16 protein-coding genes are annotated in these 14,844 nt (G+C 64.5%); 6 read left to right on the forward strand and 10 right to left on the reverse strand.

From position 1 onward, the window contains the following. Position 1: 1 nt before the first annotated feature. The gene (locus G3446_RS02915; RefSeq protein ID WP_164450899.1) at positions 2-1,156 is read right to left on the reverse strand and encodes a hypothetical protein; all 1,155 of its coding nucleotides are present in this window, start codon (positions 1,154-1,156) and stop codon (positions 2-4) included. A gap of 194 nt (positions 1,157-1,350) precedes the next feature. Then, positions 1,351-1,542 (reverse strand): hemin uptake protein HemP, encoded by a 192-nt coding sequence (hemP, locus tag G3446_RS02920; RefSeq protein WP_164450900.1) that lies wholly within the window; start codon positions 1,540-1,542, stop codon positions 1,351-1,353. 501 nt (positions 1,543-2,043) lie between these two features. Between hemP and G3446_RS02925 the strand changes: the two genes are divergently transcribed. The 3 genes from G3446_RS02925 to G3446_RS02935 are packed head-to-tail and all read left to right on the forward strand — an operon-like array spanning position 2,044 to position 5,385. After that, complete coding sequence (locus G3446_RS02925) at positions 2,044-3,516, forward strand: circularly permuted type 2 ATP-grasp protein (RefSeq protein ID WP_164450901.1); 1,473 nt, start codon at positions 2,044-2,046, stop codon at positions 3,514-3,516. A 19-nt stretch (positions 3,517-3,535) separates the two neighbouring features. After that, positions 3,536-4,498 (forward strand): alpha-E domain-containing protein, encoded by a 963-nt coding sequence (locus G3446_RS02930; protein WP_164450902.1) that lies wholly within the window; start codon positions 3,536-3,538, stop codon positions 4,496-4,498. After that, on the forward strand, positions 4,495-5,385 hold the full coding sequence (locus tag G3446_RS02935; RefSeq protein ID WP_164450903.1) for a transglutaminase family protein: 891 nt from the start codon (positions 4,495-4,497) through the stop codon (positions 5,383-5,385). Before G3446_RS02930 ends, G3446_RS02935 begins: the two co-directional genes overlap by 4 nt. A gap of 145 nt (positions 5,386-5,530) precedes the next feature. Here the strand turns inward: G3446_RS02935 and nikR are convergent, their stop codons facing one another. Further along, positions 5,531-5,953, reverse strand: coding sequence for a nickel-responsive transcriptional regulator NikR (gene nikR, locus G3446_RS02940; RefSeq protein ID WP_164450904.1), 423 nt, complete (start codon positions 5,951-5,953; stop codon positions 5,531-5,533). Positions 5,954-6,050: 97 nt separating this feature from the next. Continuing rightward, entirely contained in the window at positions 6,051-6,224 is a 174-nt protein-coding gene (locus G3446_RS27430; RefSeq protein WP_167757061.1) for a hypothetical protein, read from the reverse strand. A gap of 341 nt (positions 6,225-6,565) precedes the next feature. On the opposite strand from G3446_RS27430, the gene G3446_RS02945 reads away from it, so the two are divergent. After that, positions 6,566-8,254 carry an ATP-binding protein gene (locus G3446_RS02945; RefSeq protein ID WP_164450905.1) on the forward strand — a complete coding sequence of 563 codons (1,689 nt, stop codon included), beginning with the start codon at positions 6,566-6,568 and terminating at the stop codon, positions 8,252-8,254. A 181-nt stretch (positions 8,255-8,435) separates the two neighbouring features. Beyond that, positions 8,436-8,927 carry a hypothetical protein gene (locus G3446_RS02950; RefSeq protein WP_164450906.1) on the forward strand — a complete coding sequence of 164 codons (492 nt, stop codon included), beginning with the start codon at positions 8,436-8,438 and terminating at the stop codon, positions 8,925-8,927. 25 nt (positions 8,928-8,952) lie between these two features. Here the strand turns inward: G3446_RS02950 and G3446_RS02955 are convergent, their stop codons facing one another. From G3446_RS02955 to G3446_RS02980, 6 genes are all read right to left on the reverse strand, one after another. Next, a complete protein-coding gene (locus G3446_RS02955; protein ID WP_164450907.1) occupies positions 8,953-9,726 on the reverse strand; it encodes an energy-coupling factor ABC transporter ATP-binding protein in 774 nt (257 codons plus the stop codon). After that, positions 9,723-10,469, reverse strand: a complete 747-nt coding sequence (gene cbiQ / locus G3446_RS02960) for a cobalt ECF transporter T component CbiQ (protein ID WP_245232266.1) — start codon at positions 10,467-10,469, stop codon at positions 9,723-9,725. Before cbiQ ends, G3446_RS02955 begins: the two co-directional genes overlap by 4 nt. Before the next feature lie 8 nt (positions 10,470-10,477). Further along, positions 10,478-11,152: a hypothetical protein gene (locus G3446_RS02965; RefSeq protein WP_245232267.1), complete on the reverse strand. Its 675-nt coding sequence runs from the start codon at positions 11,150-11,152 to the stop codon at positions 10,478-10,480. Between the two features lie 120 nt (positions 11,153-11,272). Then, positions 11,273-11,902, reverse strand: coding sequence for a cobalt transporter CbiM (gene cbiM, locus G3446_RS02970; RefSeq protein WP_164450909.1), 630 nt, complete (start codon positions 11,900-11,902; stop codon positions 11,273-11,275). An 18-nt stretch (positions 11,903-11,920) separates the two neighbouring features. Continuing rightward, entirely contained in the window at positions 11,921-12,703 is a 783-nt protein-coding gene (locus tag G3446_RS02975; RefSeq protein ID WP_164450910.1) for a DUF4198 domain-containing protein, read from the reverse strand. Between the two features lie 939 nt (positions 12,704-13,642). Then, positions 13,643-13,969 carry a DUF5320 domain-containing protein gene (locus G3446_RS02980; RefSeq protein WP_164450911.1) on the reverse strand — a complete coding sequence of 109 codons (327 nt, stop codon included), beginning with the start codon at positions 13,967-13,969 and terminating at the stop codon, positions 13,643-13,645. A gap of 160 nt (positions 13,970-14,129) precedes the next feature. On the opposite strand from G3446_RS02980, the gene G3446_RS02985 reads away from it, so the two are divergent. After that, complete coding sequence (locus G3446_RS02985) at positions 14,130-14,843, forward strand: SDR family oxidoreductase (RefSeq protein ID WP_164450912.1); 714 nt, start codon at positions 14,130-14,132, stop codon at positions 14,841-14,843. The last annotated feature ends 1 nt before the right edge of the window (position 14,844 follow it).

Below are 14,844 nucleotides of genomic sequence, written 5' to 3' on the forward strand. Positions count from 1 at the left end.
CCTAGGGGCTCGGGCTCGTCTGGGGTCGAGACGCGAAGGGCCGCAGGAGCCTTTGTCCGAGGGAGTGCCTCAGCCCTCGAGGCGAGGGCGGGCGCTTCGGGAGCTCGAAGGAATCCTGCAGGCGCCCGGCGACCGAGAGCAGGACCTCTGCAAGCGCTCTTTCGTCGAGGTGGGGCCTGGGGCGCAGCAGCGTCCGCGCGCCCCGGCGCGGCATAGCCTTGTCTTCGGCGAAGAGCTGGGCGCGGCCGAGATAGTCCCGGGCGATTCTTGCATTGGCGCGCTCGAAGCGCTGGCGGATTCGCGCCCGGTCGAGCCGCGTCAGCACGGTGGAGAGTGGTGGCGCCTGACGCATCTCCGGAATTCCGCTCGCATCCTTCAGGATCCTCAGCCGGATCTGATGCGCGCGGTGATAGTCCTCGGGGCGTCCGCGCCGCACGGCTTCGTCCCAGGTGGGCAGTGCCTGGTTGAGCCAATGCAGCAGCGCTGCCTCGGCGACGTTGAGCGATGTGTTGAGCGGCTTTTCCCTCCTGTATCCGGAGGCATCCCGGATGCCTAGAGCGTCCAAGAAGTCCTCCAAGACATCGCCGTGGGTCAGGTACGTGGGATCGTAGAGGCGCACGCGAATGGTTTCGCGGCCGAAGATCTCGGCCCAAGGCGCCAGCTTCCCGAGGAAGTCGTAGTAGCTGTTTCGCGGCGAGATCTCCCGCGGGCGAAACCAGGCGCGGCGTCCGCACTTGAGATGTGTCGAGAAGGCGGCGACGCCCATGTCTTCCTGTCGCCTCAGGTAGACCAGCACCTCCACCGGATGCAGACACAAGAGCTGTGCGAGCTGGGAGATTCCGGCCGACGACAAGCGCGATGACAGGTGCTCCGAGCTGAGCACGAGTATTTCCGGTTTGGCGGCGAGGGCGTCTTCCAGGGCAGCCATGACCTCGACGACCTCGGGCCTGGCCTCTGGGTCGACGAAGTCGCAGCCGTTCGGCGGCAGTAGCGCGGCCGTCAGAGCTGCGTGCGCCTCATCTTGGCGGAGCGCGGGGTGCGCGGGGTACAGGATGCCGTGCTGCTGCCAGAGACGCTGACGGTTGGTGCTGCAGAACCTTTGGATGCTGGTCGTGCCGGTCTTCTCGAGACCGATGTGAAGGACGATGCGGGTCATAGGAGCTACCGTGGTCGGGCTTGCGGCGTGGTCGGGGCGCCGCGGTCTTGAGGCTCCTTATGTTAGCGTGTTGGCGCCTGAGCGGGAGGGCATGAGGGACCCAAGTGTGGGGCTGTGCCGACAGCGCGCGGTGTCCGGGCGCTGATGCTTGGTGATCCAGCGCCCGGCTCGCTCAGGCTCGAGGTCGGCCTCGCCTATTTGGTCAGGATCAGTTTGTTGTTGCGGGTCATGCGCAGGTAGTAGTGGCTGCCCATGTGCTCGATCATCAGCAGGTTGTGCCCAGCCATGAGCGCTTTGCTGTCGATCCGCTTGGGCGCAGCGGTCTCGGGGCGATCCTTGCGTGCGCCTTGCTGGCGGCCATGTAGAGGGCGCTGGGTCGAAATCATCGGCTTTCTCCGTGTTTGGCGCTGACAGCTGTCGGTTTTTAAGCGAATAATAATGATTCGCATTAAATCTATCTCGCATGTCTGCCGGCTGTCAATCCTGCGTCGGTGCGATGCGTCCATGAGGGCTCCATGAGGGCTCCGTGGGGGCGGTACCCTTGCGCGGACGCTATCCTTAGGAGGTCTGCGTAACGGCCCCTGGGGCTGGTAGCGGGTTTGTCGCTTTGCCGGGGCTGTGCACCCTAGGCGCGGGTGTCCAGGTCGTCGCGTCCGTCGTGCTCGGGTCGGGCGTTCCCGGCTCGGGTGTCTCCTTCGCCTGGCCCAAGATGGGGCATCGCCGGCGGCGGTGCACTTCTATTGTGCGGGTCCTGGAGGGGAGCCTGAGGAGCCCTGCAAGAAAAGTTCGCAAAACAGTCGCCTATCAGGGCCGTGCCGAGCTGGCTGGCGGTGTGGATCTTGCTTGAAAGGGCTTAAGATGGGCCGTGCTGCAGGAGCCGTTTTGCCATGTTCAGACAGTTTCAAGCCAATGGCGGCGGACAGTTGTTGGACCATTCCGAGGGTCCCGCCATGGCCTTTCATGAGTTCTATCGAGACGACTTCCGCCCCCGCGACCACTACCTCGCCATGTGGGAGCATATCCAGGGGATCGGTCAGCAGGGCTTGGCCCGCAAGGCCAGGGACGCGCAGCTGGCGCTGCACAACGAGGGTGTGACCTTCACGCTCTATTCGGGCAAGGACAAAGGGATCGAGCGGGTCTGGCCCCTCGATATTCTCCCCCGCATCATCCCGGCCCGGGAGTGGCAGCCGATCGAGGCCGGGCTCAAGCAGCGGGTTTGTGCCCTGAATCTCTTCCTCAAGGATCTCTATCACGGGCAGCAGATCCTGAAGGATGGTGTGGTTCCGCCCGAGCTCATCTATCGCGGCAAGGATCTGTGCAGAGAGATCATGGATGTCGATCCGCCGGGAGACATCTATCTCCACATCAGTGGCGTCGATCTCATTCGTGACGAGGACGGCCGCTATCTCGTTCTGGAAGACAACCTGCGCACGCCATCGGGTGTCTCCTATATGATCGAGAATCGCGTCATCCAGCGCCGCCTTCTGCCCGAGCTCTTCTCCAATTATCGTGTCCGGCGCGTCGAGCACTATCCGGAGCATTTGCTGCAGGCGCTTCGGTATCTGTCGCCGCGCGGTCCCGACGCGGCGGTGGTGGTCGTGCTGACGCCCGGCCTATTCAATGCCGCCTACTTCGAGCACAGTTTTCTCGCCAGGGAGATGGGGGTCGAGCTGGCCGAGGGACGGGACCTGGTGTGCAAGAACGACAAGGTCTATCTCAAGACGACGCTCGGGCTGCGGCAGGTCGACGTGATCTACAGGCGCATCGACGACGAGTACCTGGATCCCCTGGTGTTCAGGGCGGATTCGGTGCTCGGGGCCGCGGGCCTCATCAACGCCTGGCGGGCGGGCAATGTCGCGCTGGTCAATGCGCCCGGGACGGGGATCGCGGACGACAAGGCCGTCTACGCCTACGTGCCGGACATCATCCGCTATTATCTCGGCGAGACCCCCATTCTGCCGAGCGTGCCGACCTATCAGATGACGGATCATCAGGACCGCACCTATGTCCTCGACAACATGGAGAAGATGGTCATCAAGGCGGTTGCCGAGTCCGGTGGCTACGGCATGCTCATGGGGCCGGACTCCACGGCGGCGCAGCGCGATCAGTTCGCGAAGAAGATCGTCGCGGCGCCGCGCCACTACATCGCGCAGCCGGTCGTACAGATCTCACGGCACCTCTGCTATCTGGATGCCGAGCTGGAATCGCGCCATCTCGACCTACGTCCCTTCTGTATCTACGGCCGCGACATCGAGGTGGTCCCCGGGGGGCTTACGCGCGTCGCCATGAGGCGCGGCTCGCTGGTGGTCAATTCCTCTCAGGGGGGCGGCAGCAAGGACACCTGGGTGCTGGCGGACTGATGTCGATGCGTAACGCCGAATGTTGAGCCGTATCGCCGAGTCGCTCTACTGGATGGCGCGTCATCTGGAGCGCGCCGACAATACCGCGCGTGCCCTGGATATCAATGTCGTCCACATGCTCGAGTCGGATGAGGGGCTGACCGAAGACGCGCAGTGGCGGCCTCTGCTCACCATCTTCGGGGCCGATGCGGGTTTCGAGGCACGCTATCCCGACCGTCGCGCGACCGTCCAGCGCGTGATTCATTTCCTGACGCAGGACCCGGCCAACCCCGGCTGCATCCATAACTCCCTGAGGCTGGCACGCGAGAACGCCCGCGCTGCGCGTGATCGCATCTCCACCGCCATGTGGGAGAGCCTCAACGGGTTTTGGCTGGCCGCGGACGATCATCTTCAGGCCAAGCTGCCGCCATGGCGCGCCGCCGAGCTCTACAGCTTCATCCATCGCGAGGTCGCGACCTTCCTCGGTCTGACCCAGACGACAATGATGCGCGGCGAGGCGCATAGCTTCGTGCGCTTGGGGAGCCTGCAAGAGCGGGCCGACATGACCGCGCGGATCTTGGACGTGCGCTACCATCTGCTGCTCCCGGATCTGAGCCTCGTCGGCTCGCCACTCGATTACTACCAATGGGGCGCCCTACTCAAATCGCTTTCTGGCTTCGAGTCTTACCGCCGCTGCCATCAGAATGGTATCCGCCCCATCGACGTGGTTGAGTTTGTGATACTCAACCCGGATTTCCCTCGTTCCATCACCTACTGTGTCAATGCGCTCGAGCACGCCCTGACGCGGATCGGCTACTCGCCCGATGGCGTGGCAGCGGCTGCGATAGCGGCACTGCGTGATCAGATCCTCGAGATGGAGCCCGGCCGCATCATCGAGTCCGGGCTGCATCAATATCTCGAGGGGCTGCTCATGTGCTTGGCCGGGCTCGGAGACGCCCTGAGCACCGACTATTTCGAAGCCTACCCGGGGGACGCGTCTTGAGGTACCACATCCAGCGCGCTTGCCGCATGAGATTCAGCGTTCCGGCGCGCGAGCACCACGTCCAGATCCGTCTGGCCCCCTCGCATGACCAGGACCAATCGGTGATTCGGGTCCTGCTCGATGTGGCTCCCAAGACGCATGCCGCCAGGGCCTACGACGGTTTCGGAAACCTCGCGCATCACTTCGCCATCCTCGCTGCTCACGAGGAGCTCAGCTTCGAGATCGAGGCAGAGGTCGAGACGCGTCACGCCAATCCTTTCGATTTCGACCTGGTCCCGAGCGCGCATGAGCTGGATTGGATCGCCGAGCGTCTGCGTCAATCCCCTAGGCTCTGGGACCTGGTGCTGCATCGCAGCGCTATGACGCCCGAGCTGCCCCAGGAGATCGCGGGTCAGACGGTCCCCGTCTTACGGGAAGGTCGGCAGCTGATCGATCAGGTGCAGGATCTGATGCGCTGGATGCGCGGCCTCATCGCCTACCGGCCAGCCGAGGCGGAGCCGGCCCTCGCCCTAGTCTCGGCGCTGGAGGGCGGGGCTGGGAGCGCAGGCGATCTGGCGCATCTGCTCATCGCCGTCGCGCGCCAATGGCAGGTCCCGGCCCGTTTCGTTTCCGGCTATCTGGATGCCGCCTATTTCGACCCGGATAGCAGCGCGGATCTGGATGCGCTTCCCCAGCGCCAGCACCATTGGGCCGAGGTGCTGATTCCGGGCTCCGGCTGGACCGGCTTCGATCCGGCCTTGGGTCTGCTCGCCGACGCGACCTATGTGCGTGTGGCCGTTGGCCGGGACGCCCAAGATACTGCGGCGATCAAGCAGAGCTGCCGTGGCGACGGGATCGCGCCTGAGGTCGATGACAGGCTCAGCGTCTCCCGCTTGAGCCTGTCCTAGGGCGGCGATTGCCAAAGGGCGATCCGATCCAGCACAAGCGCCCGCGCTGAGCCTGGCTGACGTCTCATCTGCGCGGGGCCGGTAGCCAGTCGGCGAGATTTCTTGGAAACGTGCAGGCGCGCAAGCGTCCAAGGGCCGGCGGCGGCTAATTCTCTACCTTAGACGCACGCGTCAGCTTCGCGAAGCGCACGCCTCTGAGACCGCCGATCTCGAGACTGAGCCGCTCGATCTCGGCCGGCATCCCGCGAATGATGATGGTCTCCAGGCAATTGTGGTGATCCATATGCACGTGCGTCGTTGCGACGACACGGACATATTGCCTGTGCTGGATCTCCAGGATCTGTTGTGTCAGCTCGCGCTGATGGTGGTCGTAGACGATCGTCAGGACGCCGGCGACCTCCGTCTCCCCGCGCTCCCATAGGTCTTCGACGAGGCGCTCGCGGATCAGATCGCGAACCAGCTCCGAGCGTGACGCATAGCCCTTGTTGACGACGCGCGCGTCGAGCTCATCCAAGAGCGGCTTGGGTAGGGAGACACTGAACCTGATGGTTTCGTCGGAGCTCGGCATGTGGGCGGGAGTTAGAAGCCTGGGGGCTCAGATGCTTGTACAAAAAATGCCTCGACGCAACAGCGACGAGGCATTTCAGAACAGCTGGGGACGCCGATCAATGCGACCAGGCATTGATCTTGGTGTGCTCGTCCTGCTGGACCGCCTGGACTTCGACGATCGGCTCCTTGGCTGCTTCAGCGGCGAGTCGGTCTTCTTCCGACATCACCATGGTCGTTTGAACGCCACCGACCAGAACGGCGACTGCTGCGAGGATTCCAAGTGCACCCATGTTACTTCTCCAATCAGGTGTGTTGACTCTATGGTTCGTTATTATATAAGCATATTCTAATTTATCAACCCCTGATTTGTGATCGCTGTCGCCTTTTGGGGACTGTGGCCGAGAGGCTGCGATCTTGGCGATGGGGCGGCTCGCTCGCAAGTCTCGTCAGCGTGCGTGGCGCTTTGCCGAAATCCGTCCGAAACCTTGATATCGGGCTCAGTTTGGCATGACTCAGTCGGCTTCGCATCGATCAAAGGCCTCCCGTCTGTGATCCCTGTCCTGCCTCCATGGTCTACTTTGAGTGACAATCAGACCGGATGAGCCATCAATCACATGGAGCCCAGATCGTCATGACAACAGCGCCCGAGTCCACCCTGGTTGGCCGTATTGTCGACATCACTGGCGGCTGCCTCGTTGCCACCTTGTTTCCGGGCGAGGAGGGCTACGCCCCTTCGCGAGCGCTCGGGGACGAGAGTCTGCCGATCGGGCAGCTCGGCAGCCTGGTCGAGATCAGGGATCGCGCGGGGCATGTGCTGGCCGAGGTCTCTCGCATCGTCGAGGACGCCCGGGTCACGCGCACGACCAAGGACACCGGCTCGGGCGGGCCGCGCGCCCTGACCACGCGTGAGCGGCGGCTGGAGCTGACGCCCCTGGGCGAGATCAATTCGGATGGGCGTCTGGAGCCTGGCGTCGCCCGTTACCCGGTGATCGGCGCGGCGGTTCACCTCATCGCGAGCAATCGGCTCGCCGCGCTCATTTCCCGCAAGACAGAGGGCGCACTCGAGCTCGGGCGTCTCTCCGTGCGGCCGTCGCTGAAGGCCTCGCTGGACCCCTCTGCCTTGTTCGGGCGGCATCTGGCCATCTTGGGGCAGACCGGCGCGGGTAAGTCCTGGACGCTCTCCAGTCTCATGCAGAGCGTGGTCAAGGGCATGCCCCGCTCGCACATCATCATGCTCGATCTCCACGGCGAGTACGGCTGGAAGAAGAAAGACGGCACCATGGAGGGCATTTTCCCCCCTGGCACAGCGAGATACATCGACGCTCGCGAGCTCGAGATCCCCTATTGGCTGCTGACCTATTCGGAGCTGGTCGATCTCTTCGTCGACCGCACGGATGCCAATGCGACCGTCCAGATCGCCTTCCTGCGCGAATCACTCTACAGCCTGCGTAAGCAGTCCAATCAGCACATGGGGATGAACCGGCTCTCGGTGGATTCGCCTGTCTACTTTCCGATCGACGAGCTCTACAACAAGTTCAAGAAGGCCAACGAAGAAAAGCTCGAGTTCGGCAAGGTCAAGGGTCCGCTGCACGGTGCCTTCGACGACTTCCTGGTGCGCTTCCAGTCGCTCTACAACGACGGCAGGTACGATTTCTTCATGCGGCCGCGCAAGCACAACAGCTCGGCGACCCTCGAGCATCTGTTGCGCAATTTCGTCGGCCTGGGCGAGCAGAAGAGCCAGGTGACGGTGGTCGACCTCAGCCCGGTGCCAGTCGATTTGCGCCCCGTGGTGTCGGCCCAGATCGGGCGGCTGGCCTATGAGTTCAACTACTGGAATCCGCGCCGGCACGAGTTTCCATTGCTGCTGGTCTGCGAGGAGGCGCATCAGTACATCCCGAGCGATGCGGATACCCGTTTCGTCGGGACGCGACGCGCCATGGAGCGCATCGCCAAGGAGGGACGTAAGTACGGCGTCACCCTTTGTATCGTGAGCCAGCGTCCGACCGAGCTGTCGCAGACCGTGCTTTCGCAGTGCGGCAACTATCTCTGCTTGCGCATCTCCAATGCCGACGACCAAGAATATGTGCGGCGGCTGCTGCCGGAGGGGGCCAAGAACCTCGCCGACATGCTGGCGTCCTTGCGACGGGGCGAGGTGCTTGCGGTCGGCGATGCCTCGCTGCTCCCGGCGCGCATCTTGGTCCATCCGCCCGAGCCGGCGCCGGCCAGCAATGACGCACCTCTCTCGAAGAGCTGGCGCGAGGGTCCGGACGATCTCGATGTGGCCGACATCATCAATCGGTGGTGGAGCCAGGTGCGCTGAGCCCCGGGTGCGCTGAGATAGCGAGCGGTGGAAGCGGCCAAGCCCTGGGATTCCAGCCCTCGGGGGCGGGGGAGTCTGCTGGCGCGCTCCGCGCCGTGCTGGCCAGCCTGCATGCCCGCCCCTATGCTTGAGCCACCTCTCGGGGCGTTGGCATCGCTAACGCGCGGACCTTGCTTAGGCTATGGAAGACAAGACGGCATCATCGCCGAATCCTTCGCCGCTTCTCTGGATGATCCTGGCCATCCTGGCTTGCGGAGTGCTTGCGACGCTGGCCTACAAGCTGTGGCCCTTGCTGTACCCGGAGGTGACGGAAGTCGCCGCATTGGACACAGGCTGCGACTTGCGCCTCTCCCCCTGCGAGGTCGGCTTTCGCGACGGCGGTCGCGTGCTGCTGGACATCCGTCCAGCGGGGATTCCGCCGGCGACCCCCCTGCAGCTCCATGTTTTGGTGCGGGGCATCGAAGCCGAGTCCGTCGAGGTCGACTTCGCCGGCGTCGATATGTACATGGGCTTCAATCGGGTCGCTCTCGTAGAGGAGCGGCCTGGCCACTACCAGGGCTCAGGCATGATTCCGGTCTGTGTCCGAGACCGCATGACCTGGGAGGCGCGCGTCTTGCTGCAGACGCCACGCGGACTTCTGGCGGCACCCTTCAGATTCGACACGGTTCGCTGATGGCCCGGCCGGCCTGCGCCGCAGGCTAGTCGAGCTCCTGGTCTTCGTGCGGCAGCTCGGACGGTGGGTGGGAGTGGTCCTTGGCCGTCCCAAGCGCATGCAGGTGAGCATGGGTGTGATAGTGGGTGTGCCCATGCCGGTGCAGCCTGGCCTCGACAAGTCGGCCATCGCCGAGCTTCAGGGCGCGCGTCGATAGCCGCTCGAGAAAGCGCCGGTCATGCGAGACCATGATCATGGCCTGAGGCAGCGCGGCAAGATGCTCGACGAGCAGCTGCTCGGTCGTTTCATCCAGGCCATTCGTCGGCTCGTCGAGCAGCAGTACGTCCGGATGCATCGCGAGCACGGTCGCCAGCGCGACCATGCGTTTTTCCCCCGCCGAAAGCCGATGGGTGACCCGTTCGGCGAAGCCGGACAGGCCGAGCTGCGCTAGGGTGCTGAGCGCGTCCTGGCGTGCCTCGGTCGCCGACCGTCCGAGATTCATCGGGCCGAAGGCGACATCCTCGAGCACGGTCGGGCAGAAGAGCTGGTCGTCCGAGTCTTGAAAGACCAAGCCCACCCTTGCCCTGACCTGATGGAAGTCCTGCTCGCTGCGACACGCTGCGCCGAAGGCGAGGATTCGTCCCGACGTCGGACGTTTCAGGCCGACGATGAGATGCAGCAGTGTCGTCTTGCCCGCGCCGTTCGGTCCGATCAGGGCGACCCGATCTCCGGCATTGAGTGCAAAGCTGACGCCATCGAGGACGGGGCGCTCCGGATAGTCGAAGGCGATCTGACGCAGCTCGATCAATGGGGCGCTCATCGCGACATCCGGTCTAATAGGATAAGGCCGCTCAGCAGGACGGCGCAGCCGAATGCCGCGATCGTATCCCGGGTCTCCCAGCGTGTCGAATCCAAGAGATAGAGGCGTCCATCGAAGCCGCGACAGCGCATCGCCGCAAGGATGCGCTGGGCGCGCTCGAGGCTGCGCACCAGCAGCATCCCGACGAGCCAGCCGTAGCTGCGCCAGGTGTGCCAGTCGCTGCGGGGCATGAAGGCACGCGCGCGCATCGCCTGGCGAAGCCTGCCGAGCTCGGCCTGCATTAGGTGAATCTGGCGAACGGTCATCAGGAAGAGATGAGCCAGCTTTTCCGGCACCCCGAGTCGAGCGAGCGCATGCCCGAGGGCGACCGCCTCCAGGGTTCCGACGAGCGCCAGGAGACTGAGCACCACGGCGTTGGACTTGAGCAGGATGAGGGCGGCGAGCTGGATGCCTTCGGCGCTGGCCGTCAGCGGTCCGACGTGCAGGATGGCGGCGCCTGGCGTCGTGAACGGCAGGGTGACGAGCAAGACGAGGATAAAGCCCTCCAGTGCCAGCAGGCGCCGACCGAGCGAGCCCGGCCGAATGCCCGCCGCGCGGGTGAGTGATGCGGCCAAGAGCAGGGCCGTGATCGCGGCGGAGGGCGTCGTCAGGCCGACCGTGGTCAGGGCGAAGGCGAGCGCGCAGAGAATCCGCAGGCGCGGGTCTCGCTCGCTGATCCACCCCGAGCCTCCGGGAGACAGCATGAGGGGCGTCATGGCGTGTCGCGCGGCGCGCGGCGGCTCTTCCACCACAGGGCCAAGCCCATGATGCCGATGATGTAGCCGATGCCGCCGAGGATATCGGTCAGGCGTGCCCTGTCCTGGGCGGCCGCGAGCTGCTCGCGCAGCGGACGAATCTGACGGGCGACTGCCAGCTCGATGGCTGCGGGGAGCTGCGGGCTCGGCGCCGCGTGACCTGTCTGCTGTGCTGCCGCAGAGGCTGCGCCGACGGCTTCCTGAGAGGGCTGCCGCCCCTCTAGGCCGGGGGAGACGCGGCCCTGTCCGCGCGTCGTCTCGTCATCAGCCTGTGTCGGGAAGGCGGGTGCCAGCTCGGCGGCGGAGATTCGCCAAGTCGCCTGGTGTCCGTCGGGCGCCTTGGCGACGACCAGATGATCGCCCGGCTCGGTCGCGAAATAGGTGAAGCGACCGTTCGCATCCGGCTGAAGCTCGGCGAGGGTGCGCCCGCCGCCGTCCTGGATCAAGATGCTCGCCCCACCTGCCTTGCCGCCGCCGGCGAAGTAGGCGCCGCCCTGGATCTGATCGCCGACTGCCGAGGCGAAGACCTTGAGCTTGTGTGCCGAGGCTGGCGCCGACCCCATGAGGCCGGCCACGATCAGGGTGGCGTAGACGACAGCTGCGCGGACAATGGCCTTGCGTGCATTGATCATCTGTTGGCTGCCTCGTCAGTGAATCGGCGGGGGGTGCTGGCGACCCATGCGTCCTCGGTGCCCAGGCCGCTCTTCGAGGATAGGCCCAGATCGCCTTGATCTTCCGAGACCGCGGGCATCTCAGGGGGCCGCACGTCCTTGTGTCTCGCCTGCGAGGGTCTCCGGGGCGACTCGGCTCAGGAAGGCAACGACCGTGGCGGTGATCAGGCCCTCGGCGATGGCGAGTGGCAGATAGACGGCGATCAGGATTTTCGCGGCTGGCACATAGGCCTCACCACTGAGGCCGAGGCTGATCGCAACCATGGTGCCGGTGAGCAAGACGCCGAGGACGCCCGCCATGAGACCTGTCCGGAAGGCCTGGCTCGGTGTCGAGCGAGGACTGAGCCTGGGGCCGAGGAGGAGCGCGCACAGGAGGGCGGGGAGGGCGAGGTTCAGGGTGTTGACGCCGAGCACGACCAGTCCGCCGAATCCGAAGAAGACGGCTTGGAGGATGAGCGCGACGAGCAGGGCTGGTACGGCCGTCCACCCAAGCAGGAGCCCCATGAGGCCGTTCAGCAGGAGGTGCGCGGAGCTTGGGCCGAGAGGGACGTTGATCAGGGAGGCGACGAAGAAGGTCGCAGAAAGCACAGCTGCTTGCGGCAGCCGGTCATAGTCCAGGCGGCGCAGCGCTGTGCCGACCAGACCGAGACCGACCGTGGCGCCCGCGATCAACACCGGGGCCGATAGGACGCCGTCGGGAATATGGGCCAAGTCCGTCGCTCCGCGGCGCTAGCGCATGTCTCTGACGTGCACCCACATCAAGGCGCCGGCCTCCACTGGGACTGGCTCACCCGCCGGGCTCTCCATGGGCGCGTCGCCTTCCAGCAGGGCCGCGAAGCCCCACCAGCCCGAGTGTGGCATGGCGTAGCTGAAGACGCCGTTCGCATCGGCTTTGACGACCTGGGTGATGTAGGGATCCGAGGGCGGCGTGATGCTGCCGTCGTTGCGCCATTCGACCTCGACTTCCGCGAAGGCGACTGGCTCGCCGTTCTGCTTGACGATGCCGCGGAAGAGATTTCCGCTCCAGAGGCCATAGGGGCGGGTCAAGGGGAGAATCTCGACCGGCAGTCCGAGCTCTCGGTCCCAGCCCTGCTCGGCGCCGAAGGCATCGACGACCACCTTGGTGTAGTGGACGATCATGACGCCTTCGGCGGGCTCCCAGTAGGGTGCTGGCTCGACATAGAAGATGTAGTCGCCCGGCTGCCTGACCTGGTACTCGGCGTGAAATGCCTCTTTGCCGTCGATGGCTTCGGATTCGAGCTGGTCGATCAAATCCTCCTCCCCATCTGGGCCGACGACAGCGAAACGTTTCGGCATGCCCATGGGCATGACCGGACCGCGCTCCATGGGATGGGTGAATTTCAGGGCGAGCGCGATCCTGCTCCCGGTCTCGCCCGTCAGGATGTCCGTGGAGGGGATGAGCTCCTGGAAGTGAGCCTGGGCGCCGAGCGCTGTCATCAGCAGGATGCCGAGCAGGGCTTGGTGTGGCCGAGTGCTTATTCCTTGTCCCATGTCGTCGTCCCTCGCTGTTCCGGTAGAGTGTGACGAGATTTTCATTGGTAACACTTCGGGTGTCAACCCGGTGGGCGGGGGCGGGAGATGGGCGCAACGAGGCGTCTTAGGTGATTTCCTGAAATGATCCTACCCAGAACAGCGCCTCCAGTCGGATGGGCAAAGCCCCTGGCACGCCGGCGCGCATGGGGAAGACGTTTGTGGGGCGTGCCCACCCAGGTCGCTCAGGCGCCTGGACGATGGGCAGGCTGCGCTTTGCCCATCCTCGGGGAATCGGTTTCCCAGAAATCACCTTAGACGATTGCTCGAAATTGCCGCACCAACAGCCCATGGCACTCGGGAAGCCCATGATGCTCCGCAAACGCCTGGGGGGATGAGAGGCTGTCTGGAAATCATGGTCGAGACATTTGTAGGGGCGAATTCATTCGCCCCTGGTCCGGCGGTTGGGCGAATGAATTCGCCCCTACACGTTTTTCCAGACAGCTTCTGAGCCTGGTGTCCCTGATGGCGCATCGATCCCGCGTCTCCCGGAGGCATCGCCCGCAAGCGGGCTCCTACCGAGAAGAGCGCGTCGGAGCCCGCTTGCGGGCGATTGGTATGAGGATTCTCGGAAATCGCCTGAGGGCTCTTGGTCCTGAAGAGCAGTCAGTCGTCGTTGTGGCGCAGGCCGCGTGTCTGCGGCGGATGGCAGGTTGCCTGCTCCGTCGCGCGGGACTCCCCACGGGGGAGAATGGCTCCGCTGGGGCGCTGGCGCGGACGGGATTCGGACGTGCTGGCGGTGGAGTCGCGGGCGTCGATCATCGATTGGCCCGGCCTTTCGCTGTAGTGTGGACAAGCGCAGCGCAGTCCACCTGGGGCGGCGCGGGATTCGGTGGACTTCGTTCTCGCTCGTGCACCCTACCGGTCCAACTGACGGTCAAGGCCGAGTCGCGGTTGCGGTCAATCCTGTGGAGGCTCGGCCTCCAGCCGCTCACGCAAGGCCTCGATCTCTTCGCGGAGCGCCTTGAGCTGCTGGACCTGCTCTTGGAGATAGGCGACCTCTTCCTTCATTCGCATGGTGCTCTGAGCCTTCTCTCGATGGTCGCGCAGCTTGCTGAGGGCGTCTTTCAGCTCCTGATAATCTTGCTGATGCTTCGAGAAGGATTGCGGAATCTTTGTCGGACCGCTCTTGAAGGTGGTGCTTCCGGAGGAGCCGTACACGCGATTCAGGATGGCGTCCAAGTCGCTGTCGAAGCCTTTCGGGTGGTCTTGAAACTGCTTCGCCATAGTCGTCCGTCTAGTGATGTGATGTAGAGTACCGCGGGTGTGGGCAGTCCCTGACCTGGGGCGCCCCATGGCAGCGAGTATATCTCGCGGCTTTCGAGGCGTATTGCGATGTCATCCCCATAATCCTCTCGTCCTCTCTTGACTCAAGGAGCCTTCAGCCATGCCGACCAGTCCGATCGCCGTTGTGACCGGTGCCTACCGTGGCCTCGGTCTCGAGACCTGTCGCCAGCTTGCAGAGAAGGGCTACAGCGTCGTGCTGACGGCGCGCCGAGGGCCAGAAGGCCGGAGCGCGGTCGAAGCGCTCGAGGCGCAGGGCCTGGAAGTGGAGTTTCAGCCGTTGGACGTCCTGAGCGAGGATTCGATGCGTCACCTCGCTGCAGTCATCGCGCAGAGGCAGGGGCGGCTGGATGTGCTGGTCAACAACGCAGGCATCTTTCCGGGTCCGTCGCCGGGCTCGCCTGGTGCGAGCGTCTTCGACGCGAGCCTCGAGGTGATTCGCCAAGGCTTCGAGACCAACACGCTCGCGGCGCTGCGACTCTGTCAGTTGATGATTCCCTTGATGAAGGGGCGCGGTCGGGTAGTGAACGTCTCGTCGGGGATGGGGCAGCTCAGTGAGATGAATGGCTGCTGTCCGGGGTACCGTCTATCCAAGACGGCACTGAATGCGGTCACGCGAATCTTTGCGGACGAGCTGAAGGGGACGGGCATCAAGGTCAATTCGGTCTGCCCGGGGTGGGTGAGGACCGATATGGGAGGCGATGCGGCTCCACTGGGGGTGAGCGAGGGGGTCCGTGGCATCCTGTGGGCTGCGACCTTGCCGGACGATGGACCGAGCGGAGGCTTCTTCAGGCATGGCGAGCCGATTCCCTGGTAGC

The sequence above is a fragment of the Thiorhodococcus minor genome (genome assembly GCF_010820565.1).
GTDB classification, from domain to species: domain Bacteria; phylum Pseudomonadota; class Gammaproteobacteria; order Chromatiales; family Chromatiaceae; genus Thiorhodococcus; species Thiorhodococcus minor.